The organism is Methanobrevibacter olleyae (assembly GCF_900114585.1).
GTDB lineage: Archaea > Methanobacteriota > Methanobacteria > Methanobacteriales > Methanobacteriaceae > Methanobrevibacter > Methanobrevibacter olleyae.
In genome coordinates this window covers 44,152-68,782 of record NZ_FOTL01000008.1, presented here as the reverse complement: position 1 = coordinate 68,782, position 24,631 = coordinate 44,152, and the positions used below count along the sequence as shown (strand labels likewise).

Annotated in this window: 20 protein-coding genes; 5 read left to right on the top strand and 15 right to left on the bottom strand. The window is 25.9% G+C overall.

Features of this window, described 5'->3' with window-relative positions; translation table 11 throughout:
• Positions 1–478 precede the first annotated feature (478 nt).
• Positions 479–1,690, bottom strand: coding sequence for a tRNA (guanine(10)-N(2))-dimethyltransferase (locus tag BM020_RS03785; protein ID WP_082762159.1), 1,212 nt, complete (start codon positions 1,688–1,690; stop codon positions 479–481).
• Between the two features lie 364 nt (positions 1,691–2,054).
• Between BM020_RS03785 and BM020_RS03780 the strand changes: the two genes are divergently transcribed.
• Positions 2,055–3,152 carry a DegT/DnrJ/EryC1/StrS family aminotransferase gene (locus BM020_RS03780; RefSeq protein ID WP_067147779.1) on the top strand — a complete coding sequence of 366 codons (1,098 nt, stop codon included), beginning with the start codon at positions 2,055–2,057 and terminating at the stop codon, positions 3,150–3,152.
• A gap of 73 nt (positions 3,153–3,225) precedes the next feature.
• Here the strand turns inward: BM020_RS03780 and BM020_RS03775 are convergent, their stop codons facing one another.
• The gene (locus tag BM020_RS03775; RefSeq protein WP_067147776.1) at positions 3,226–3,546 is read right to left on the bottom strand and encodes an MTH1187 family thiamine-binding protein; all 321 of its coding nucleotides are present in this window, start codon (positions 3,544–3,546) and stop codon (positions 3,226–3,228) included.
• Between the two features lie 205 nt (positions 3,547–3,751).
• On the opposite strand from BM020_RS03775, the gene BM020_RS03770 reads away from it, so the two are divergent.
• Positions 3,752–4,603 (top strand): TIGR00269 family protein, encoded by an 852-nt coding sequence (locus tag BM020_RS03770; protein ID WP_074797831.1) that lies wholly within the window; start codon positions 3,752–3,754, stop codon positions 4,601–4,603.
• Positions 4,604–4,926: 323 nt separating this feature from the next.
• Here the strand turns inward: BM020_RS03770 and gatE are convergent, their stop codons facing one another.
• The 3 genes from gatE to BM020_RS03755 form a co-directional block, all read right to left on the bottom strand.
• On the bottom strand, positions 4,927–6,798 hold the full coding sequence (gene gatE, locus BM020_RS03765) for a Glu-tRNA(Gln) amidotransferase subunit GatE (protein ID WP_268765969.1): 1,872 nt from the start codon (positions 6,796–6,798) through the stop codon (positions 4,927–4,929).
• Positions 6,799–6,885: 87 nt separating this feature from the next.
• Complete coding sequence (gene gatD / locus BM020_RS03760; RefSeq protein WP_067146771.1) at positions 6,886–8,193, bottom strand: Glu-tRNA(Gln) amidotransferase subunit GatD; 1,308 nt, start codon at positions 8,191–8,193, stop codon at positions 6,886–6,888.
• Positions 8,194–9,306: 1,113 nt separating this feature from the next.
• On the bottom strand, positions 9,307–9,693 hold the full coding sequence (locus BM020_RS03755; protein WP_067146773.1) for a winged helix-turn-helix transcriptional regulator: 387 nt from the start codon (positions 9,691–9,693) through the stop codon (positions 9,307–9,309).
• A 121-nt stretch (positions 9,694–9,814) separates the two neighbouring features.
• On the opposite strand from BM020_RS03755, the gene BM020_RS03750 reads away from it, so the two are divergent.
• The 3 genes from BM020_RS03750 (at position 9,815) to BM020_RS03740 (ending at position 11,669) form a co-directional block, all read left to right on the top strand.
• A complete protein-coding gene (locus BM020_RS03750) occupies positions 9,815–10,321 on the top strand; it encodes a flavodoxin family protein (RefSeq protein ID WP_067146775.1) in 507 nt (168 codons plus the stop codon).
• A gap of 48 nt (positions 10,322–10,369) precedes the next feature.
• Positions 10,370–10,882 carry a nitroreductase family protein gene (locus tag BM020_RS03745; RefSeq protein WP_067146777.1) on the top strand — a complete coding sequence of 171 codons (513 nt, stop codon included), beginning with the start codon at positions 10,370–10,372 and terminating at the stop codon, positions 10,880–10,882.
• Positions 10,883–11,033: 151 nt separating this feature from the next.
• Positions 11,034–11,669: a flavodoxin family protein gene (locus tag BM020_RS03740; protein ID WP_074798262.1), complete on the top strand. Its 636-nt coding sequence runs from the start codon at positions 11,034–11,036 to the stop codon at positions 11,667–11,669.
• A gap of 134 nt (positions 11,670–11,803) precedes the next feature.
• On the opposite strand, the gene nadE is transcribed toward BM020_RS03740, so the two are convergent.
• From nadE to BM020_RS03690, 10 genes are all read right to left on the bottom strand, one after another.
• The gene (nadE, locus tag BM020_RS03735) at positions 11,804–12,541 is read right to left on the bottom strand and encodes an NAD(+) synthase (RefSeq protein WP_074798260.1); all 738 of its coding nucleotides are present in this window, start codon (positions 12,539–12,541) and stop codon (positions 11,804–11,806) included.
• A 277-nt stretch (positions 12,542–12,818) separates the two neighbouring features.
• On the bottom strand, positions 12,819–14,315 hold the full coding sequence (locus tag BM020_RS03730) for a 2-oxoacid:acceptor oxidoreductase family protein (protein ID WP_067146783.1): 1,497 nt from the start codon (positions 14,313–14,315) through the stop codon (positions 12,819–12,821).
• Between the two features lie 12 nt (positions 14,316–14,327).
• On the bottom strand, positions 14,328–15,494 hold the full coding sequence (locus BM020_RS03725; RefSeq protein WP_074798257.1) for a 3-methyl-2-oxobutanoate dehydrogenase subunit VorB: 1,167 nt from the start codon (positions 15,492–15,494) through the stop codon (positions 14,328–14,330).
• A 39-nt stretch (positions 15,495–15,533) separates the two neighbouring features.
• Positions 15,534–15,788, bottom strand: coding sequence for a 4Fe-4S dicluster domain-containing protein (locus BM020_RS03720; protein WP_067146787.1), 255 nt, complete (start codon positions 15,786–15,788; stop codon positions 15,534–15,536).
• Between the two features lie 302 nt (positions 15,789–16,090).
• On the bottom strand, positions 16,091–17,761 hold the full coding sequence (locus BM020_RS03715; RefSeq protein ID WP_067146789.1) for an AMP-binding protein: 1,671 nt from the start codon (positions 17,759–17,761) through the stop codon (positions 16,091–16,093).
• A 180-nt stretch (positions 17,762–17,941) separates the two neighbouring features.
• Positions 17,942–18,493, bottom strand: a complete 552-nt coding sequence (locus BM020_RS03710) for a helix-turn-helix domain-containing protein (RefSeq protein WP_067146791.1) — start codon at positions 18,491–18,493, stop codon at positions 17,942–17,944.
• 673 nt (positions 18,494–19,166) lie between these two features.
• The gene (locus BM020_RS03705) at positions 19,167–21,086 is read right to left on the bottom strand and encodes a DUF2075 domain-containing protein (RefSeq protein WP_074798255.1); all 1,920 of its coding nucleotides are present in this window, start codon (positions 21,084–21,086) and stop codon (positions 19,167–19,169) included.
• Between the two features lie 29 nt (positions 21,087–21,115).
• On the bottom strand, positions 21,116–21,430 hold the full coding sequence (locus BM020_RS03700; RefSeq protein WP_074798253.1) for a nucleotide pyrophosphohydrolase: 315 nt from the start codon (positions 21,428–21,430) through the stop codon (positions 21,116–21,118).
• A gap of 752 nt (positions 21,431–22,182) precedes the next feature.
• Positions 22,183–23,010, bottom strand: a complete 828-nt coding sequence (locus BM020_RS03695) for a hypothetical protein (protein WP_074798251.1) — start codon at positions 23,008–23,010, stop codon at positions 22,183–22,185.
• Between the two features lie 23 nt (positions 23,011–23,033).
• Entirely contained in the window at positions 23,034–24,353 is a 1,320-nt protein-coding gene (locus BM020_RS03690) for an AAA family ATPase (RefSeq protein WP_074798249.1), read from the bottom strand.
• Positions 24,354–24,631 lie beyond the last annotated feature (278 nt).

Below are 24,631 nucleotides of genomic sequence, written 5' to 3'. Positions count from 1 at the left end.
TTAAATATATTTTTTTTATTATATATAATAGTTGATTATTCTAGAAAATATATTTTAACTTAAATATATTTTTTTTATTATATATAATAGTTGATTATTCTAGAAAATATATTTTATTTTAAATATTTAAATATATTTTTTTAAATTATCTAGAATAATTAATAACGTGTTTATTACATCAATAATTTTGTTAATTTTTATATATAAATTTTTATATAAATTTTTTTATTTACCTCATTAAGATTATTTTTATCTATATTTTGATTAATTTTATTTAATAATTTAAATATTGGGGTATATTTTTGAAATAAATTTTATTTAATATAGTTTATTAATAACTTAATTTAATAATTTAATAGTTTTTTAATATCTTATTTAATACATAATAAATTACAAAATAAATAGCTAAAAATTATCTTAGATTAAATTTAAGATATGCTAAAATTTTAACTAAATCTTACTTTAATTTTAGTTTTAATTATTTTTCAACTAGTTCTTCTACAATATCCATTAATTCCTTATTCGTAGCATTGGTTTTTATTCCAAGTGGACTATAGTGTGTTTTCACTGCAATAAATCCTTTCTCTTCAAGTTTATCAAATACTTTATCGAGTTTAGGTGCACTAATTTTTAAGGCTCTACAGACTTTATGAATGTCATAAAATGTTGAAGGAGCATTTGCTTCTATTTTGCATGAATTTAATAATTTTAAAACTTTATCTTTTTGATTAAGCTCTTTTTCGGCTGCTATTTCAATCATTGAATCAATAAATTCTCTATTTTGTATGGATTCTAACCACATGGGACCTGCTATTATTAATTTCTCCCTACATTCTGGACAATACTCAGGAATACTACTTGCAAGTCCTTTGTATTCTTTTCTATATAGGCAGTGTTTACAATGTGCTATGTATCCTATATTTTTTAAGGACTTATCAGTAGCTTTAGATCCTTTTTTTACTTTAAGATATGTTCTCATATAATGTTCACTACTATGTGACATTTTTACTTCGATATATTTTTGATATTTTGCAAGAGTAAGTGCAGCAAATCCTATAAGAATTCTAATGCCATTTTCATGACAGTATTCGCTTTTATATGGTTTTGCATTGTATTTTCTAATGCATGGTTCTTTGTATGTTCCACAAAGGCAAGATGTATCGGTAGCAGTTAAGCAGAGTAATGAATCTCTTTTTAAATTATATCCTGCCGAATCTACAAAAGGAGAGGGAGTTCCAAATGGATCTATATCAATCACATCGAATCTCCCCATATTTGCTCTTAATTCGTTATTTGCTTCTTTTTGCTCAATTTTAACTTCTACGTCATTTAACTCAGCATTGATTCTTGTAAATTCATTAGCTAATGGGCTTATATCATTTATGCTAACATCTTCAACAGCATTAATTTCTTTTTTATAACGTATTCCTCTAATCCCACTACCTCCAAATAGATCACATATGCTTATTTCTCTATCTACTTCTTTTTGGTATGCTTGAAGTGCAAGAATTGATGTATCTCTATTAAATTCCATTTTAGGATTGTAAAATACAGGAGCATCTGATGAAACTTTATCAAAGTTTGGGAATTTTATTTCTACTTTTCCTTCTTTAATAATTTTTAATTCATCTTCACTATATGTTTCAATTTCAATATTTTGATAATTGGGATTGTTTTGATTTGTTTGCATATTTTTATCCTTGTGGTTTTTGATTAATATACTTTCTTTATTAATCGATAAATTTTAATTTATCTTATAATTGATAAATTTTAATTTTTATTTATTTATTAATAGTATTATCTTATATTTATTTTTCTTTTTATTTAATAATAAGTTAAAAATTTGAATTGCTTGTTTGTATTTCTATAAATATTATTTTTATATCTTATTTAAGAATATTTAAGTAAAACTAATATAATATTAGGAATAAATAATTATTATAAACTATTTAACTAGAAAAAAATATTTTTAGATTAGAATATCTAAATTTTAATAAATTTAATTAAGATTTTTAATTAATAGATAATTAATCTTATTCATTATAGGTGAAAATATGGCAGATATTAAAGTTTCAATAGCTAGTCCTGTTATTGAAGAAGAAGAAATTGATGCAGTAATTGAAGTAATGAAATCTGGTATGATTGCACAAGGGCCAAAAGTCATTGAATTTGAAGAAGAATTTGCAAAATATGTTGGTGCAAAGTATGGAATTGCAACTAATTCTGGAACTTCTGCTTTACATGTAGCTCTTTTAGCTGCAGGAATTGGAGAAGGAGATGAAGTAATTACAACTCCATTTACATTTGCAGCTACTGGAAACTCTATTTTATACACTGGTGCAAAGCCTATCTTTGTAGACATAGACCCTGAAACTTTTACTTTAGACCCTAACCAAGTTGAAGATGCTATTACTGATAAGACTAAGGCAATTATGCCTGTTCAACTATATGGACAATCTGCAGATATGGGTGCTATAATGAAAATCTCAAAAGATTATGATTTAGTTGTTATTGAAGATGCTGCACAAGCTCATGGTTCTGAATATAATGGTGTTAAAGTAGGTTGTCTTGGTGATATGGCTTGTTTTAGTTTTTATCCTACTAAAAACATGACTACTAGTGAAGGTGGTATGATTACCACTAATAATGAAGAATTTGTTAAAAATGCAAAAATCTATAGAGCTCATGGATCAGCAACTAAATATCATCATGATGTTTTAGGGTATAATTTTAGAATGACTGACATTGCTGCTGCAATTGGCCTAGAACAACTTAAAAAAATAGATACTTTCAATGAAAAAAGAATTAAAAACGCTAAACTCCTTAATCAAGGCTTAGCTGATATTGATTTAATTGAAACTCCTGTTGTAAAAGAGGGTTATAAACATGTATACCATCAATACACTATTAAAATAAAAGATGGTAAAAGAGATGAATTGTCTGAACACCTACTAGAAAATGGTGTTGGAAATGGAATTTATTACCCAATTCCTCTTTACAATCAAGTTCTTTATACAAAAATGGGTTATGACCAAAGTCTTCCAGTAACTGAAGAAATTGTTAAAGAGGTTCTCTCACTTCCAGTTCATCCCGCTTTATCTAAGGAAGACTTAGATTATATTATTAAAGTAATTAAAGAATTTTTTAATTAATTTCTTTAATACTTTTTACTTTTTTATTAGCTTTTTTAAAGAATTATTAATTTTACTTTTTTACTTTTTTAAATTATTTATCCTTGTTTTTCATCATTAAATTTTCTACAGTTTTTATTTTAGCTTCTAAAGTTCTGTTTTCTCTATCTCTTCTATCATCTACTTTTAAAACACTGTAAACTCTTCCAGAACCCATTTCAAATATTGCTTCTTGAACATCAGCACATACTTGATATAATTTTCTTAAATCATCTGTTTCTATTTGAGTTCCCATAGCAGTTAATTGATAGTTTAATCCAGATGCATCAATAATTTCAACTGCTCTTGTTACATATTCACTAATTTCGGTTCCTTCTATGCCCATAGGCAATATAGAAAAATCTGCGGTTATCATAGTTATTATTTTATACTTGTTTTAATATAAATTTATTAGTACTTAGTTTTATTAACTAATCCTAAAATTAAATTAAATTAAAAAAATATTAAAAATTGATGTTAATTTATAATATTAAAAATTGATGCTAATTTATAATATTAAAATGATGTTAAATTGCAATATTATAACTTTCCAATTTTTTATCTGATTTTTAAGTGGTAATATGAATAAAGAAAGATTTAATAAAAAAATATTCTCAAGAATTGATAAATTAATAAATGATTATCAATTAATTAAAGAGAATGAAAAAATAGCTATTGCCCTATCTGGAGGAAAAGATAGTGTTTTAACTCTTCATGCACTTAAAAATTATCAATTAAATGCTAATTTTGACTTTGAATTAGTAGCCATTTCAGTTGATGAGGGTATTGAAGCTTATCGCCAACATGGAATTGATGCTGCAGTAAGTAATACAGAACTTTTAGATATTCCACTTATTCAAAAATCTTTTAAAGAGGAAGAAGGTTTTGTATTAGATGATATTTATTATTATTTTAAAAGTGCTTGTATTCCTTGTGGTGTTTTTCGACGTAATATTTTAAATAAAACAGCTTATGAAATAGGTGCTAATAAAATAGCTACTGGACATAATCTTGATGATGAAATTCAATCATTTTTAATGAGTTTTTCAAGAGGGGACACAGTTAAGTTTTCTAAATTTGGCCCTGAACTTAATCAAATTCATGAAAAACTAGTTCCAAGAATTAAACCATTATGGAACACACCTGAGAAAGAGGTAGGTATCTGGGCTATTCTTAATGATATTGAGATTCATTTAGATGAATGTCCTTATTCTAATTTATCTTTAAGAGCTAAAATTAAAGAATTTTTAAATAAAACAGAATCAAAACATCCCGGTACAAAAGAAAATGTTTTAAATTCCTTTATTAAAATCCTTGATGTTGAAAACGTTCACACAGTCTTAAATGAATGTGAAATATGTGGCCAGCCAACATCTGGTAAAATTTGTAAATCTTGTGAGATAAAAGACATTATACGTGGGAATATAGAATAATTTTTTTTTTTAAAAAAATAGAGGGAGGGTCACAATTTCAAATTTCAAATTTTTGTCTAAATTTTTAATATATTTTTATAAATTTTTTAATTTAAAATTATAAATTTAAACAATTATAAATATTTGGACTTTTTCTTGAACACAAAATATTTGTGACACACCCTCAAAAAATAAAAAAAATAAAGAAAATAAAAAAAATAAAGAAAATAAAAAAAATAAAGAAAATAAAAAAAATAAAGAAAATAAAAAAAATAAAAAAATAAAAAAAATAAAGAAAATAAAGATAAATAAAAAATAAATATATAAAACTAATTTTAGAAACTTTATAAAATATTTTGAATTTCTTCTCTTACTATTTTATTCACTAAACTACCATCTGCTTTTCCTTTAAGTTTTTTCATACTCATACCCATCAAAGGACCCATAGCTCCCATTTGACGTTCTTTAATCATAGATTCATTTTGAATGGCTATTTCATGAATAATCTCTTTAACAGCATTTTCACTTAAAAGGGTAAGATTTGCTTCTTCTGCAATATTTTCTATATTATCATTAGGCTTTTTACTTATTTCAAGCATCAAATCTTTTAAGGCATCTTTAGAAATCTTATTGGATTTGAGTAATGAAAATACTTCAACGAGTTTATCTTCAGTGAATATAGAAACATCTATGCCCTCTCTTCTTAAATCTCTTAAATCAGATACAAGAACAGATGCCACAGTAGTTGGATCTACTTTAACTTTAGCAAGTAATGATTCAAAACTATCTCCTAAAAGCCTTCTAACTATTTGATTTGCTAAATCTTCACTAAGCTTGTATTCTTTTTTGATTCTTTCCTTCTTAGCATCAGGAAGCTCTGGAAGATTATTTTTAATAGAATCAATCATATCATCAGTAATTTGGAATAATGGAATATCTGTTTCAAGATACATCCTATTTGCAGTAGGAAGTGGTCTCATATATTCAGTATTTCCATCATCTAATGCCTTCCTTGTTTCTTCTACAACACCATCAAATGCCATTTTAGCTCTTCTTATAACTTCATTAAGAGCATTCAATGCAATATCTTCATCATGAGCAACAATGATAATTGCATCTTTAGGATTTGTTTTTAGGAATTTCTTCATTGCATCAACTTCATCTGCTTCAATACCATAAGCTGGTAATTCATCAGTGTGGAAAAGACCAGAAACACCCATTTTTTTAGCATAGCTTGATAATTCAGTCCCAAATCTTCTACCAGGCTGAACTTCCTTTCCAATAAGACCATCAAATCCTCTTAATATAACAGCTTTAATAGATTTTGCTGAGGATAATATTTTTGAGGAGGTGTCTTTAAATACTTCATCAAGGTCGTAAACTCTATCTTCAACAGATGCATTTCTTTTTATTAGTTCATCTTTAATATCTGCTAGAGCTAATTGTCTTTGAACTTCTCTCTCAACAATTTCAGAGATTAAGTCAAGATCTTGTACACCTTTAATTTCAACTCTTGCACCTCTTTTAATACTAATGTTTACATCTTGTCTTATTGTTCCAAGCCCTCTTTTTACATTAGTACTTCTTAAAACCTGGCCAATCATATAAGCTACTTCTTTAATTTGCTCAGGATGGTGCATAGAGGGATCTGTTGTAATTTCTGCAAGGGGAATTCCTAATCTATCAAGTCTAAATTGAGTAAATTCATTATCAGAATCAATTCTTCTTGCTGCATCTTCTTCTAAACCTAATGATTCAATAGCTACTCTTCCATAAGGAGTATCTAAGTAACCATCAGTTGCTGCAAGGCCTGTTCTCTGAAAACCACCAGTGTTACTCCCATCAATTACTTGTTTTCTCATTGTATGGAATTCATCTACCATTTTCATGTTTAATAATGAAGCAATTGTAATACAAATATCTAAAGCTTCTCTATTTAAGCTATGAGGAGGTTCATCATCAGTTTCAACTAAACAGGTATGCTTATTAAATGATTCATATTTAAAGGTCATATCTCTAAGAGATTCTTGAAGAGCTGCTCTATCGATTTGACCTAATTCACTTTGAGTAGGTCTTAAATTTCTTATAATTCCATCATCAAATTCATCATCAGTTAAATCAGTGGAACAATGACAGAACAATTTATGTTTTGTATTTAATTGTTGGTGAATTTCAAGACCCATCATAAGTCCAAGCTCTTTCCAATCTCTTTCAATTTTAGGAGTTTTGGACTTTTTAGAGGAATTCTTTTTATCTGCTTTGCCATTTTTTGTTTTATTATTTTTAGCCACATTAACAACTCCTTAATTTAAGAAATATTTAAGTGAAGAGCTTTCATTTAATTCACCAGCAATATTAGTTTGAATGATCTTTCTAACTTCATCTAAATTGTCACTTTGACCTAAAGCCCAAGCTAATTTTACATAAGCAGTTTCAGGAGTCATATCTAAACCAGAAATTGCACCTGCATCTTGTAATAATCTTCCTGTACTATAAACATTCATATTTATTGTACCATATAAACATTGGGAAGTCATAACAACTGGAATACCTTCATCATTAGCTCTTTGTAATGTTTCCACCATATAGTCTGGTAGATGTCCAAGTCCAGTTCCTTCAATAACTAATCCTTTGTATCCTTTATCAATATGATAATCTATAATATCAGAAGTGATTCCTGGGAATGATTTAATTAAAGCGACTTTGGTTTCAAGATTGGTGTTTAATTTTAATTTATTTTCTCCACGCTTGATGTATGGTAAATTGATTGATTTAAGTTTTCCATCAGACAAAAGAGCTATTGGCTCAGAGTTGATACTTCTGAAGGTATCTCTTCTACTTGTATGCATTTTACGTACTTTTGTACCTTTATGAAGTGCACAATCACCATCATTTAAGCTATTATGCATACAAACAGTCACTTCAGCAATATCTGATTTAGCAGCACCAACAGCATTATAGATATTTAAAAAGGCATCTGTTGAAGGTCTGTCTGAACTTCTTTGTGCACCAGTTATTACAATAGGTACGGGAGTTTTAATCATAAAGCTTAATGCAGCTGAAGTATAATGCATAGTGTCAGTACCATGAGCAATAACAATGCCATCAGCACCATCATTAATATCATCTGCAACTGATTCTGCTGCTTTGACCCAGTATTCTGTCTCCATATTTTCAGATAGAACATTATATAATGCCTTTACATCATAATTTGCAATGTCCAATAATTCTGGATTTGCTCTAAGTAAATCTTCTGCAGTAAATTTAGGATGTACTGCTCCAGATTTATAATCAATTATAGAAGATACAGTACCACCAGTAGATATTATAGAAATATTATCTTTATTTGAATCTTTTTCTATTTTCTCTCCACTATATCCAATTTTTGGTTTATCTCCTTTCTCAATTAGCTTGATTGTTGCAGATTCAATATTAACTCCAACATTATAACCACTATCAAGTTTAATTACAATATAAGCATCTTTTGCATCTTCAGACCTGTCAAGTAATATCCCTTCATAGGAAATATCATCTTTAGATACTAAGATTCTATCTCCAATAGTAACATTAGCTTTATCTAAAAATTCTTTAGAAATTTCTTTATAAGTCATTTAATTCCTCTAAACTTTTTTTAAAATTATAAAACTATAAGTATAATCAAATAAATTTTAAATAGATTATAAATAGATTTTAAATAGATTTTAAATAAATTATTTAATCATTAAAAAATCAATACCATATTAAAATATATTTTTTTAAGTATATAATATTTGGTTAAATAGTAAAGGATTAAAAAAAAAATGAATTTTTATTTAAAATATAATAGCAATAAAAAATGAGAATAATACTAAAATTAAATAAAGGACAAAAAAGGTTAAATTACCAAAAACAGTGAAATATCATAAAAAATAGTGAAACTATGAAAATAATTAAAAGAATTAAGTTTTAAAAAACTTAATTAAAAAACAAACTAAAAATAACAGTTAGATCTATTATTTTATTGAATTAAAAAACAAAATAAAAATAACAGTTAAATCTATTATTTTATTGATTATTAGTACAAAAAGTACTGAGTATTATTATATATCTCATCATATATAATCGAGGATTATATCTCCTTCGTTTAGGACAAATAACATTCCTAAAAATACTAAGAAGCTAAAAAATACAGTCATAAACATTTATCCGACTCCATTTTAAAATTCTACAATATATAAAAATCCTTTCATATCCTGTTTAATATATAATTTAAAACCATAACAATAAATTAATTATTATTAATTATTATTTAATTTTTAAAATTATACATTATTCATATTATATCCAAACTAGTATTTAAATATATAAGATTTATTCCTAATAATTCTCCTTATTTTTTGATTTAAACAACAAGAAACTTTTATTTTATAAAAAAAATCGTGTTAAATCATTATAAATAATGATAAATCGTTATAAATAATGATAAATCATGATGAATAATTATAAACCATGATAAATTTTTAAAGTAATAATCAGTAAAATGTTAAAAATAACATTTATTAAACAATGAAATTAAAATTTTAAAAAAATTAAAATAGGCTAAGTAGAGATGAATAAATAGGCTAAGTAGAGATGAATAAATAGGCTAAGTAGAGATGAATAAATAGGCTAAGTAGAGATGAATAAATAGGCTAAAGAGGGCATAAATAAAAGAAAAAAATGAATCAAAAAACTAAAAATCATATCTAAATTTGTAAAATATTTTTATAATAAGATAAAATTTCTTTTTTATCATCACTATCTAAATTAGTGTAATTTAATTCATTTAAATAATAAATTACAAATTCATATAATATCTTATTAGTATTGAAGCCTTTTTCAGTTAAATTATAAGATGTTTTAGAATCTTCTGAAACCTTTTTCTCAATTAATTTATTCTCTTCCATATATTTTAAAGTTTGAGATAAAACATGGTTACTAATACCTGAATTTGCCTCTTTAAACTCGTTGAAGTGATTTAGGCCCATAAATATATTTATCATTACACAAAAAATCCATTTTCTATTAAATAGATCTAGAGTACTTCCAATTGGACAAAAATTACCATTATTATTTATATCAATTTCTACCATAATATCAATTATATTTATTTAATTTATTCTATATTATATTTCTAGTAATTCTAAAATTACTTATAAGTTTATAAACAGCAAATAAAATAAATCTTTATAACCAGTTCAAAAGGAGATTAAAATGAAAAAAATTATGATTCTAAATGGAGCTGCTAGAAAAAAAGGAAATACTGCAGGACTTATAAATTCATTTAAAGAAGGAGCGTTAAGTTCTGGAAATGAAATTCGTGAATTTTATCTTCAAACAATGAATATTAAAGGTTGTTTAGGCTGTTTAACTTGTATAGAAAATAATGGTAAATGTATTCAAGAAGATGATATGAAAGAAGTATGTGAAGCATTCAACTGGGCTGATGTTCTTGTATTTGCTTCACCAGTATACTTTGGAACAATAACTGGAACACTAAAAACAGCTATTGATCGTTTATATTCTGAATATAATCCAAGAAAAGTTTCTAAGATAAAAAAAGAAACTGTTCTTATAATGACTGCTGGAGCTCCAATATATGAAATCCCACTTATGTGGTATAGTATATTTGAAAGATTTATGGGATGGAAAAATCTTGGAAGCATTTTAGGTTCTGAAAAAATAGAAGAAGCTAAAAACCTCGGAAAAAGTATTAAATAAAATTAAAAAATGAAAAATTAAAAAAATACAAAAATTTAGGTGAAAACTATGAATGATTTTTTAACTTTAGCTGAAGAAAGATACTCTGTAAGGAAATTTTCTCAAAAAGAAATTAGTGAAGAAGATTTAGATAAAATTTTAAGAGCAGGACAAGTTGCACCAACTGCTGCTAACTTCCAACCACAAAGAATTTTTGTATTAAAAACTGAAGAGTCTTTAAATAAAGTTAAATCTGTAACCCCCTTTTGTTTTAATGCCCCTTTAGTTTTAATGATATGTTGGGATAAAAAGGTTTCATGGAAAGCAATAGATGGACATGATTCAGGAGTAGTTGATGCTACAATAGCTATTACACAAATGATGCTTGAAGCATTTGATTTAGGCATAGGTTCTTGTTGGGTTAGAGGATATGATAAAAGACTTTTAGAAAAAGTATTTGAACTTTCTGAAAATTTAGAATCCGTAGCATTACTTCCTATTGGATACCTTCCAGAAGGTTCAAAGCCACATCCAGTTCATTTTAAAAGAACCCCAATAGAAAATATGGTAAGTTATTTGTAAGTAATAATGGTAAAAAAATAATCGAAATAAGAAAACTAAAATGAAAAAAATAAAAATAGACTAAGAATAAATAGAATAAAAAATGAAAAAAATAAAAATAGACTAAGAATAAATAGAATAAAAAATGAAAAAATAAAAAAGGAGAGGTGAAATGAAAACAATAGTAATTAACGCAAGTCCGAGGAAAAAATGGAATACTGCTCAAATAATGAAATCTGCAGCTGATGGTGCAGAATCTATTGGAGCTGAAGTTGAATACATTGACTTATACACTCTTGATTTTAAAGGTTGTATGAGTTGTTTAGCTTGTAAAAAGGTAGATAAAGAAAAAGCAAAATGTTATTGGAAAGATGAACTTTCACCATTAATTGATAAAATTCTCAATGCAGATACTTTACTTATAGGATCCCCTATTTACTATGGCCAACCTACAAGTGGATTTAGAGCTTTATTTGAAAGATTACTCTTTTGTGTTACATCCTTTGATGGTGAACCAACATATTACAAAGGAAAACTTAAAATTGGACTTTTCTATACTATGAATGCACCAAAAGAATTTTATGAAGGCGTTATAAAGGAGAAATTCAAAGAATTTGAAGGATTTTTCCCATTATTAAATGCCGATGCTAAATCATATGGAATATTTGATACAGTACAGGTTGATGATTATTCTGAATTTAATCTAGGCATATTTGATGAAAATCATAAAAAAGAATTCAGAGAAAAACAATTCCCAATTGACTTAGAAGAAGCATTTAAAATAGGTGCAGAATTAAGTAAAGAATAGTTAACAATAAAAAAAATACACCATACTTTAAACTACTTAAGCTACTTTAAACTACTTTAAACTATTTTAAATTATTTTAAACTACTTTAAAAAAATAAAATTAAAAAAATCTTTTTTAATTTTCAACTAAAAAATTATTTATATTCAAAACTTGGCATTGGTTCTAATTTAAATTTATTAAGATTATGTAAGTAATCAATTCTTTCTTTTATCTTTTTATCACTAACTTCACCAGTTCGTATATACTTATCCAATACATCATAAGTAAATCCAAGTTTCTCTTCATCAGATTGATTAGAGAGTCCATCAAGAGGTACTTTATCCACTAATTCCTTCGGTAAATTAAGGCTTCTTCCTATTTCCTTAACTTCCCTTACGGTTAGCTTTGCAAGTGGGCTAAAATCTCCAGCACCATCACCATACCTTGTAGCATAACCTATCCAATCTTCAGATAAATTACAAGTATTTGCTACTCTACCATTATTACTTTGACTAATTGCATATAAAGTAGACATACGAATTCTTGCAGGTAAATTAATTCTTGTTTGCTCAGATATTTCAATTCCAGATAAAGATAATTGATCTAAAACTCCATTTACAGAATCTTTAATATTTATTGTAAAATGTTTAATATCTAAATGGTTTACAAGAAGTTTAGCACAATCAATATCTGATTGAATATCATTAGGCATTAAGACTCCAATAACTCTTTCCCTTCCAAGAGCTTCCACACATAAAGCTGCAACTACAGAACTATCTTTACCTCCAGAAACACCTACAATAGCGTTACAACCTTTTCCATTTTCTTCAAAAAAGTCTTGAATCCATTTAACACATTGATTTTTAACTTCTAATGCATTAAAGTTGTTAATTTTAGTGATAATATTTCCCCTATATACTTTTAAATAATATTTTCAATTTTTTATATAATAAATCTTTTTAAAAATTTAAAATAATAATAAATGGTTAAAATAGTAATAAAAATTAAAAAATTGATAAAATAAATTAAAATATGAGAAAAATAAAAAAATAATAAAGAGAAAAAATTTTAATCAGACTTTTCCTAAAAACTTGAAAAGAATTTTAATCAAGCTTTTCCTAAAAACTTAAAAAGAAATTTAATCAAACATTCTTTAAAAGTTCAGTTGATTAACTGCGATTTTCTCTTAGCCAGTTAGCTCCAGCTTCTAAAACTTTTAAGTTTATATCAATAAGTTTAGGTTTTGAAGCAAAGGTATCTTTAATTCCATTTTCAAATGCTTCTTTAGATAAAATAGGGCTATCTGCACCAAGTTCCATAAGAGCACCTAAAATTGCAGTGTTCATAGCTTTTGCATTACCTACTTCAGTTGCAATAGCTCTTGCTGGAATAGCGATAATCTCTACATCATCTTTCACATGAAGATTATCTTTATTGTAATCTCCTGCACGAGAATCATAAAGAATAATACCTTTTTCTTTAACATCAATAGAGTATTTTTCTAAAGCTGGTTTATTCATTGCAATTAAAATTTCACATTCTTCTACAACAGGAGAACCAATAGTTTTAGCTGAAATAATTACAGAACAATTAGAAGTTCCTCCTCTTTGTTCTGGACCATAACTTGGATACCATGATACTTCTTTACCTTCACTACATGCTGCTTGAGCAAGAGTAAGGCCAGTGCTTAATACTCCTTGACCACCAAAACCAACTATTTTAACTTTAATATCATCAAAGTCCTCTTCAAGTTCTTTTATCTCACGAGTTCTATCTATGCCAAAGACTTTATCAAGAGTTTCAATAGAAAAATCACTTAAACTTCTTTCAAGAGGTTCTTTTTCTTTAGATAAATCCCTAAATCTTTTTACAGGAAATTCTTTACCCATTTCATTAATTAAGAAGTCTTCTACACCTTTGACATCTCTTTTTATATTAGTAGGACAAGGTGATAAAACCTCAACGAAAGCATAACCTTTACCCTCTTTTTGAATCATTAAAGCTTTTTTAATAGCTATTTTAGCTCTTCTAATAAGTTTAGGATTTGCTAAGGATACTCTTTCAATAAATACTGGTGCTTTTAAATTGTCTAATAATTCACATAAATGTAATGGATAACCAGCATAACTAGCATCTCTTCCATTTTGACAAGTAACAGTCTTCTCACCAACTAAGGTAGTTGGTGCCATTTGTCCACCAGTCATCCCATAAACAGTGTTGTTAACAAAGAAAACTGCTAATTTTTCTCCACGGTTTGCAGCTTGTAATGTTTCATTTAAACCTATAGATGCTAAATCTCCATCTCCTTGATAACTCATAACAATAGCATTATCTTCAGCTCTTGAAATACCGGTAGCGACAGCAGGAGCTCTTCCGTGTGCAGTTTGAACATTACCACAATTAAAGTAGTAATAAGCAAATACAGCACATCCAACAGGAGAAATCATTACACATCTATCTTGAATATCTAATTCATCCATTACTTCAGCAATTAATTTATGTAAAATACCATGACCGCAACCAGCACAGTAATGAGTATTGTAAATATCATTTCCTTTTCTAGGGAAGCTATCATATAAGGATTCAGGTTTTTTAATAACTTTTTCTTCAATTTCACTTTTTTGAACTTTTTCAGTATTCTCATCAGTTACTTTTATACTATCCATCTTTCCACCTCCTTAATCTACAACCCTATGATTATAATAATTGTCATTATCTAACTCTTCTTGATATTCTTTATCACTCAGATAACTTGCTTTGTATTCTTTATCAGCACTATGTACTTTGTAACGTTCATCACTACCTACCATTTTATAAATTCCATTAAGAATATCTTTAAGCTCAATTACATTTCCACCCATTCTACTAACTAAATGAACATCATCATAGTTAGCAGCTGCTTTTACATCTTCTCTTAATTGTCCATTACTCATTTCTACAGAAACAAATTTAACGCCTTTATCTGCTAAATCTTTAATTCTTTTCTCTGGGAATGGGAATAAAGTAATTGGTCTTAGTAAACCTAATTTTATACCATTTTCTCTTGCAACATCAACAGCAGATCTTGATAATCTACTACTTGTTCCATAAGATACAAGTACAATTTCAGCATCTTCAACCATATACTCTTCATAAACTACTTCATTTTCTCTAATTTCTTCATATTTCTCTTGAATCTGATAGTTGAAATCCTCTAGCTGATTAAAATCTAAAAAAATTGAAGTAACTAGATTGTCCATAGTTTCTTTACTACCTCTTACAGCCCAAGAGTTATCACTTTCTGGTTCGATAGCTTCAGATGGAAATTTTAAAGGTTCTGCCATTTGTCCAAGTACAGCATCAGCAAGTACAACTACAGGGTTTCTGTATTTTGATGCAAGTTCAAATGCTTTCATAGTAAAGTCACACATTTCTTGAACACTATTTGGAGCTAAAACTATATTTTTATAGTTTCCATGACCTCCACCTTTTACAATTTGATTATAATCCCCTTGTTCCGGACCAATATTACCTAAACCTGGACCTGCCCTCATTACATCTACAATAACTGCAGGTAATTCTGCACCAGCTAAATAAGTAAATCCTTCTTGCATTAAACTAATACCTGGACCAGAAGATGCACTCATTACTCTATGGCCAGTAGAAGCTCCCCCGTAAATCATATTTACAGATGCTTCTTCACTTTCAGCCTGTACAAATTTTCTTCCTAGCATTGGGAAATATTTAGATGCCTCATGGAGAATTTCACTTGCAGGGGTAATTGGATAACCAAAAAAACAATCACAGCCAGCATATAATGCCCCAATAATAACTGCAGTATTTCCTTTTACAATTTGATTACTCATTTAATCACCCTCCATTAGAATTTCAAATTTAAGAGTCATTTAAGCATCTCCTTTAGGTTTTCTAGTTCTTTTAGGAATATGAACTTCAATAGCTAATGGTTCTGGACAAGTATAATAACAATCTCCACAACCAATACAGCCTTCTCCAGTATATTCTGCATATTGATATCCACTATCATTAATTTCTTCACTTAATTTAAGGCATTCTACACTACAAGCACTTATACATCTTAAACATGCCTTACAATTGTTTTTACTAATGATAGGATATGGTTTTACTTTATTTAAATTCATTTACACACTATCCTATAATAAATTTAATTAGTTAATTGATATATTAATAAATTGAATAAGAATTAATTATTTTAAGATAATCTTAAGATAAAAGATAATCTTAAAATAATTTAAAATCTTATAAATTAAAAATGATTTAAATATTTAAATTATTCTTATGATAATAAATAGTTAATTCACACATCTATATATTTAATAAATAAAGTATATAAAATTTAAACTAATTAGTTAATAAAATTTTAATAAAATTAAAAAAATAATAAAGAATAATGAAAAAAAACTAATTAAAAACAATTAAACAATTAGATTTTTTGTTCATCTTCAATTCTAATAACTTTTCTTTGGATTTTACCACTTATAGTTTTAGGTAACTCTTCAACAAATTCAATCATTCTTGGATATTTATAAGGAGCAGTTTCATGTTTTACATGAGTTTGAATCTCTTTTTTAAGCTCTTCACTTGCCTCAAATCCTTTTGCAAGAACTATTGTTGCTTTTACAATTTGACCTCTTAACTCATCAGGTACACCAGTAATAGCACATTCTAAAACTGAAGGATGAGAAATTACTGCGTTTTCTACTTCATATGGTCCAATACGGTAACCAGAAGATTTAATAATATCATCATTTCTTCCAATAAATGTGAAATAACCATCCTCATCGATATATGCAGTATCTCCACAGTGGTAAAAATTATCATAAATTACTTCATCAGTTTTCTCTTGGTTTCTATAATATTCTTTAAATAAACCAACAGATTGGCCTTCAGAAATATCAAAACAAATTTCACCTGAAGAACCAATATCAACATGATTATGTTCTTTATCTAAAAGTTTTACCTCAAATGCAGGGGATGGTTTTCCAACAGAACCTGTTTTAGACTCCATCCAAATAAATGTAGCTAAAGATAAAGTTGTTTCAGTCTGGCCAAATCCTTCTTTAATTTCCAAACCAGTAAACTCTTTAAATCTGTTAAATACCTCAGGAGGTAATGGTTCTCCGGCAGTAGTTGCATATTCAATATTGGAAAAATCAAACTGAGATAAATCTTCTTTAATCAAGAATCTATAAATGGTTGGAGGAGCACAGAAAGTATTTACTTTATTTTCAATAATCTTCTCCATTAAATCTAAACCATTGAATCTTACATAATCATAGATAAATACTGCAGAACCTGAAATCCATTGTCCATAATAATTACCCCATACTGCTTTACCCCAACCAGTATCAGCAGATGTGTGGTGAACACCATCTTCTACAACGTTATGCCAATATTTAGCAGTTATTAAATGTCCAATTGCATAAGTATGTGCATGTGCAACCATTTTAGGGTTTCCAGTTGTTCCAGATGAGAAATAAATTAAGAAAGTTTCATCTTCATGAGTAGCATCTTCACCAGTTGGTCTTTCAAATACATCACTCATCTTAGAAATCTCATCATCAAAGTTTATCCAACCATCTTTATTAATATTACCAACAAGGGCTTTTTTAAGTTCAATACCTAATTCTTTCTCACAAGCTTCAAAATCTGGAATTAATTGGTCTTCCTCAACAGATACCACCATTTTTACATCTGCATTTTCTACCCTATAAGCAATATCATGAAGCTTTACCATATGGGTAGTTGGAATAGCTACAGCACCAATTTTATGAAGTGCAGTCATACAAATCCAAAATTCATATCTATTTTTAAGAGTAAGTAATACAGCATCCCCCTTTTTAATTCCATATGATTTAAAGAAGTTTGCTGTTTGGTTTGATAATCTTTTCATATCTGAAAAAGTAAAAACTCTTTTTTCACTATCATCACACCAAATTAAAGCAAGTTTATCAGGATCTATTCTTGCATATTCATCCACTACATCAAATCCAAAATTAAAATCTTTTGGAATATTAAATTCAAAATTATCATAAAAATCTTTATACGATTTAAAATCAACTCTATTAACAAAGTTTCCTATTAAAGATGTCATTTCATCCCCTCAAACATAACAATTTATTATACTCCCCTTGAGTATAAATTTTCTAAATAATCTTATTAAACACAATATAATTCAATGAAAAATCCAAATCATAATCTAAATTATTAAATAATAACCAAATACTATTAATCTAAATTAGATAATAATAGTCATTTTAATATTAACTCCAAATTACATAATAACAGCTAAAAATTTAGCTTTTTTATTATTTAAAGCAATCATAGCATGTTGACAAGTTGCATCGAAGAATATAGAATCTCCTTCATTTAAAATAATTTCATTATCTTTAATGAATATTTTTAATGAGCCTTCTAATACATAATTAAATTCTTGACCTGCATGGGCATTTAATGAAGGAATATCATCTTCTTTAGGATCTACAGTTACAATAAACATTTCTGCTTTTTTATGAATGAAATGTTTACATAAATTTTCATACTTGTATTCCTTTTTCCTATCAACAATAACTCCTTTACCGTTTCTTGTTAAATCAAAATAATTCATACGAGTTTCTTCACCAGTAAGAATCAAAGCTAAATCTACTTTGAAAATGTGTGCAATTTGGTATAAGAAACTAGCTGGAATATCAATAATACCTTTTTCATAGGAAATATAAGTTTCTTCATCAACATCAAGTTCTTTAGCAATTTCTTCTGTAGTACTATCGGACAATTCTCTTAATTCTCTAATTCTTGCACCGATATCTTTATTTACATCACTCATTTCAATCAACTTTTGATATATTTAATTTTTTAAAGATTCCTATTTCTTTAATATATTTTAGAATTGAATAAACAATTAGTAACTTTTTAAAGATTAGCTTAATTAATCATCATACTCTTTAAAAGATTAAAATAAAACTTAAAAAGTGAAAATTAATCAATAAGCCCTTTAAAATATTTAAATAGCTTTTAAAACCAATAAATAACTAAGATTTCTTCAGATGAAAGTTAAAAATCGAGTAATCAACTTTATTTGTTATATTAACTTATTATATTTATATTATATATAACACTTGATAGTTATATAATTAAACTAATATAAAGATTACGGTGAAAATAATTTATAATGACTAAAATAATAAGAATAATGTTCAAAAATGTTCAATAATATAATTAAGATAAAATATAATATATTATAAAAAAAGTACAATAATATTAAATATTTTTAAAAAAAAACTTTTAAAAAAGAGTATTATTAAAATCGTTTAAAATTTTTAAGATAAAAATAATTATTCAATTAAATTAAAAGAAGATTAGATTCTAAAAAACATTTATAACAATGGTTAGCTATAGTTAAATATTCTTTGTTTAAATAAGGAATGTATAAATTTAACTAAAAATATTTAAAAAAATTTAAAAAAAATAATCAAATATTAAACTTAATTAAATATAAATTAGTTAATTAAAGTAAATTTAGAATTATTCTCAACTTTATTTTTATATAATTGGTTTATTCTTTCTTTGAAATAATTCTCTAAATTAATATCCTCACAATAAATATAACAACCTTTCATTCCACGAGTCATTAAAGTTCTATAAGTATTTTTAATTATTTCATCAGCTAATCTTAAGGCTTCATTAGGATTTTCCCTATATAATTTTTTAATTCCTTTTAAAGATTGATCAGTTCTTGCTCTTTCATTAAAATCAGTGACAATTTGACCATATTCATATCTTATATCATGACCTAAAATTACACCTACATAATCAAATTCAAGTCCTTGAGATGTATGAATACAACCAATTTCATTAACTGAATTTTCATCAATAGCCCAAGTACTTGTATTATTAAGATTCCAACTCATTGAAAAGTCACCAATTTCAATATCATGAATATTGGTATTAGATTTACCCTCTTTTATCCAATTCCAACAATATCCTGCAAGTAATCTAGCACTATTATTAATTTTATTCTTTTCAAAAATTAACTCTTTTAATTCATCAGGACTATTTACTATTCTAAAATCATAATCAAAATTAAAACCATCATAATTAGCTGTTTCTTCTATTTCTAAAACATGATTTAACCATGAAAGGTAACCATCAGAACCATTACATCTAAATTGAGATATTAATTTAATATGTTCTATTTCAGCACATGCCTCATTAGCAAATTTTTCTATTACTCTTATATTACCATAATCCTTTAAAGTAACTCTTTGATGTTTATCAATGAAAAAAATTGAGGTTTTGGCAGCATTAATTATTTCTTTAACTTGATTCTCACCTAAATTACCAAATAAACCAGATTTTTTATTTAAACGATGGGCTTCATCAACAATTAATACATCAAATTGATTTTCATCAGATTTTGTAAATGAACCAGAACCTTTAAAAAGATTTTTAATATAATTTTGATTATAATTAATTCCTTTTAATTTTTCATAAAATACTTCACGAGGTGCAGTGTTTTTAGTTACATATAATGTGTTTAGTTCATCATTTAACAGATTTACCAATAAATTAACTGCAACTACAGATTTTCCAGTTCCAGGACCTCCTTCTACAATTAAAACTCTTTTCTTTTCATCAATATATGATTTTCTCGCCATTTCAACAGCTAGTTCATAAGCTACTTTTTGTTCATCAATCATTACAAAATAATCATTTCCTTCAAGCATTCCTACTAAAGTATCTTGTAATTTTTTAGAAGGTCTAATCCTCCCATTGTCTATTCTATATAGGATATTAGTTTTATCTCCATATTTAACATATTTTTTAATAAAATTCCTAAGTTTAAAAACATCTCTTTTTCCATATAATGGTGCTTTTTCTATATATCCTTCATAAATTTTATCTTTTAAAGGATCATTAAATTCATCAAAGTCATAATTATGTAAATAAGCACAGGGATATAAACCAATTGAATCTTCTTCAACAGTTTCATTAAAATTTTCTATTAATGAAGCATAGGACCATGCTTGATAAGATGGATGTGCTGTTTCCCTTAATCCTCTCCCGAAATAAGTTATTACAATACCATCTTTACCTTCAACTTTATCTGCTTCTGACCATTGTTTTAATTCAATTATAATAGCAGAATCCTTACCAAATTCATTTTGACCAGTTAAAGTAAAATCAATCCTTTTAGATGTAGTTGGAATTGTAAACTCAATAGCAACCCCAGAATCATTTGGAATTTCATTATCAGATAATACTTTAAACATAAATTCCATAGAATTAGTCCACGAATTAATTTGTGATTGATTAGATTTTCCTATTTTTTCTTTGTAAATATCATAAATTTCATCAGTAATAGATCCCATTAAAACTGAATTCATAAATTCTTCTTTAGTAGCTTCATAAACTAACATAGAAAACCTCTTAGATATATGATAAAAAATTATAATTTATCATATTTTATAGAAACACCCTTTGATTTCTTAATAGGATATTTAACCGCAGTTTTTTTCATTTTATTTAAAACAATTTCCTTAACGTTAACATCTAATGCATCAGCCATTAAAAAACAATAATTTATAACATCAGCTAACTCATCAATGACTTCTTCTTTATTATAATCATTATCCCATTGAAAATGTTCTAATAATTCTGCAGCTTCAATAGAAATAGATTTAGCTAAATTTTCAGGAGTATGAAATTGTTTCCAATCTCTTTCAGTTTGAAATTCAATAATTTCCTTTATTAATTCATCCATAAAATATCCTCTTTTTAATATGTATAATTATATTTAGATTAGATTATTTACTTCTTTCTAAATTGTTTAAAAATAGTTATAAACCCAAATTTTAAAAAAAAAGGAGCTTTTTGTTCTTATTTCTATCTTTTTAGAACTTAAATTTGTTTTCTCTAATTTCAAAATTAATTTCTTTTTTAATTATTTGAACTTAATTTTTTAGTTTAAACAATTGCAAATATTATTTAAACTCATATTTATTAGTTAATTCTTCACTCATCATTTATTTATATAATCTTCGTTAATTTTCAAGGATTGATTTTTAATATATTTTTATATCTTTAGGTATGAATTACTAAAATTGTTTAAATTTCAATATTCTGTTTAATCTAAAAAACAGATGATTTCATTTTATAAATCAATAACATTGTTTTTTAAGTATTTTTTCTACATACTCTATAATTTTTCATAAATTTTAAAGGTTTTAGATAAGTGAATTTTATGCTTTTTAACATAATTTACACTCCTATAACACTGTATTATCAATTAATCACAACAATAACATCAAATTCCTTATTTCATAAGATTTTTAAGTCATATTTAACTAATTCTAAATTTATAATTAAATTTTTTTATGACGACACGATATTAAGAAATTAAAGAATAATTCATTATCAATTCAAAATAAAACTAAAGAGGACTAAGAATATATTAATTCATTTATAAAAGAATTAAAATCTTTAGATAAAAACCTACATGATACATTTATATATTTACACATAATTTTTATTAGGTTTATTCAATGATTTAATTGTATTTTTATCTTTTAATTCAAAATTAACTGTAATATTATCAAATTCAAAATCAAAACATAATCTAAAATTATGTTGAGAAAGTACATTCACATAGTCTAATCGCCTATATTGTTTTTCTAATAAATTCCCCAACTTTCCACTATACGCTCTAGGAAGATTATCATTTGATTTTCCAACAATAATTAGCCTTATATCAGATAAATTGCTTTTAAAAAACCCATATAAATCAAGTCTTTCTTCTTCAAGAATATTATTTTCATCACAATATTCTTCATAAATTTTAGGTAAAACAACAAACAAAGATTCATAAGGTTTTAATCTCAAAGAAAACTCAATATTATAACCATATGTTTTTCTAATTTTATTTAATCTTTTTACACCAGTTTTAGTAATATCATCAAGATTATCCATATCAAGTTTTTTTAATACTTTATCTAAGGAAGAATTATAATCACTAGAGCTGCTCCATCCAAAATCAAATGTTTTAAATTCAACTAAAAAAAATTGAATTCTATTTTCATCTATAATCCGATAATATAATGCATCAACAGTAGATGGTTGATTAAATTCTTCTTCTGGAAATTTTGGATAAAACTTAGCATCATCACACATTGCATCAAAATCTAACATAATATAATTAGAAGAAACTAAAGGTTCTAATTTTTCTTCATCATAATCAACATCAATTGGTTTAGGCTTTGAAATTTCTGAAGAAGTATTAGTATATTTTTCTTTATAAAAATCTAAAAATTCTGAAAATTTTAGAATATCCTTATGTATATCCATAAAATGGCCTCTGAAAGTTTTTTCTAAAAATCAAACTCATTTTCTATACTTATCATACTAAGTAATTCATAAGGTTTACCAAGAGTGTTATAAATAATATTCAAATCATCATTAGGAATATATTTTATATCATATTTTCCAGATATTTCAGATTCAAAAGTAAGATAAAAATTAGTTTCATCCAATAAACCATTTTTTTCACAATAAGTTCTTATTGCTTCAATAAATAAAGGACTATGTGAATTAATATATAAAGTTACATTTAAATCTTTAGCAAGTAAAGTTATTATTTCAGCAAATTTTACTTGCCATTCAGGATGAAGATTAACTTCAGGTTCATCCATAATTAAAAAAGAATTCTCTTTTAATTTACGATTATTTAATAACATTTGAATGATGCCAATTTGTTTAATGCCTGATGATGTATTCTTCATTAAGAATTCTTGATTTAATGAAGAAAAAATAATATTATTGTCATCATAAGCAAAAGTTCCTCCAGTAATTTCCATTATTTTATTCTCTAATTCAATAATATCATCATTAAGAATTTCATCAGCCCAATCATTGCTATTATCATCATCTAAACTGGAAAAAACATGTTGAATATGTTCAGTATTTTGTAACCCCCCATGACTAATACCATCAAAAATAGAAAAAGAGTCTAAATAAAACACATCTTCAAGTATAAACCAACCACTCATATTAAATTCAGAATCTTTAATATTAACATTATAATTAAAATCATTATTATTAAATTCACCAGATAATCTAACATTATTTAAATTAGCTAAATTTTTACCAAACTCTCTTTTTATTAACTGATTCATTAAAGTTTTAAAAAGTTCATCACCATTATCATTATATATTTTAACTAATTTTTCTACATCAGAAAAAGATTTATCTAAAATTTTTTTATAATCTTCTTTAATAATAAATTTTTCCTCATATATTCTCTTTATCTCATTATAACAACCTATAATATCAGAATATTCTTTATCTTCCTCTTCATTTCTTTTGGATTTATTTACTCTAGAACTTAATTTATCCATAATTTTCATAAACTTATCTTTAATTTCTTCATAATTATTTTTATCATCATCCCAAGAAGGGCGATTAAAATTCAATAAATCAACAGTTAAACCCAATATTTCTTTAGTTAAAGTAGAATCTACAAGATCTTTTCTTACTTTTGAATTAGATCTTAAAAAAGAGTATAAAATTTTACTAGATGTTGATTTACCTGTAGAATTAAGTCCTCCAATAATATTAATTTTACCTATATCCATATCAGCATTTGCTAAGCAACCAACATTATTCAATTTAAAATTTAAATTATTTATCATGAAAAAACCTCAAAAATCATAGTTAAATTTAAAAAGTTTATATTTTAAAACTATTAACTAAATTATTTTATGTAAAAATAAACTTTATTAATTATTAAAATATTATACATCAGTTTTATATCAATCTTAAGTTTAGTATTAATTTAATCTCATTTAAAGATTTTGATTTAATAATAAGATTAAAATAATTATAATTAATCCTATTATCCTTTTCAAACTCTAAAATAATATCTAAAACACTGTAAATCTTTTTATCATTTATTTTAACATATTTAGTA

Bases quoted from the DNA above. Each gene is read 5' to 3' on its own strand.
- BM020_RS03745 (WP_067146777.1), top strand. From the start codon at position 10,370: ATGAATGATTTTTTAACTTTAGCTGAAGAAAGATACTCTGTAAGGAAA.
- BM020_RS03715 (WP_067146789.1), bottom strand. From the start codon at position 17,761: ATGACATCTTTAATAGGAAACTTTGTTAATAGAGTTGATTTTAAATCG.
- BM020_RS03730 (WP_067146783.1), bottom strand. From the start codon at position 14,315: ATGGATAGTATAAAAGTAACTGATGAGAATACTGAAAAAGTTCAAAAA.
- BM020_RS03700 (WP_074798253.1), bottom strand. From the start codon at position 21,430: ATGGATGAATTAATAAAGGAAATTATTGAATTTCAAACTGAAAGAGAT.
- BM020_RS03740 (WP_074798262.1), top strand. From the start codon at position 11,034: ATGAAAACAATAGTAATTAACGCAAGTCCGAGGAAAAAATGGAATACT.
- BM020_RS03775 (WP_067147776.1), bottom strand. From the start codon at position 3,546: ATGATAACCGCAGATTTTTCTATATTGCCTATGGGCATAGAAGGAACC.
- BM020_RS03705 (WP_074798255.1), bottom strand. From the start codon at position 21,086: ATGTTAGTTTATGAAGCTACTAAAGAAGAATTTATGAATTCAGTTTTA.
- BM020_RS03720 (WP_067146787.1), bottom strand. From the start codon at position 15,788: ATGAATTTAAATAAAGTAAAACCATATCCTATCATTAGTAAAAACAAT.
- BM020_RS03785 (WP_082762159.1), bottom strand. From the start codon at position 1,690: ATGCAAACAAATCAAAACAATCCCAATTATCAAAATATTGAAATTGAA.
- BM020_RS03695 (WP_074798251.1), bottom strand. From the start codon at position 23,010: ATGGATATACATAAGGATATTCTAAAATTTTCAGAATTTTTAGATTTT.
- BM020_RS03750 (WP_067146775.1), top strand. From the start codon at position 9,815: ATGAAAAAAATTATGATTCTAAATGGAGCTGCTAGAAAAAAAGGAAAT.
- gatD (WP_067146771.1), bottom strand. From the start codon at position 8,193: ATGACTTATAAAGAAATTTCTAAAGAATTTTTAGATAAAGCTAATGTT.
- BM020_RS03710 (WP_067146791.1), bottom strand. From the start codon at position 18,493: ATGAGTGATGTAAATAAAGATATCGGTGCAAGAATTAGAGAATTAAGA.
- BM020_RS03725 (WP_074798257.1), bottom strand. From the start codon at position 15,494: ATGAGTAATCAAATTGTAAAAGGAAATACTGCAGTTATTATTGGGGCA.
- BM020_RS03780 (WP_067147779.1), top strand. From the start codon at position 2,055: ATGGCAGATATTAAAGTTTCAATAGCTAGTCCTGTTATTGAAGAAGAA.
- BM020_RS03690 (WP_074798249.1), bottom strand. From the start codon at position 24,353: ATGATAAATAATTTAAATTTTAAATTGAATAATGTTGGTTGCTTAGCA.
- BM020_RS03755 (WP_067146773.1), bottom strand. From the start codon at position 9,693: ATGGTAGAAATTGATATAAATAATAATGGTAATTTTTGTCCAATTGGA.
- BM020_RS03770 (WP_074797831.1), top strand. From the start codon at position 3,752: ATGAATAAAGAAAGATTTAATAAAAAAATATTCTCAAGAATTGATAAA.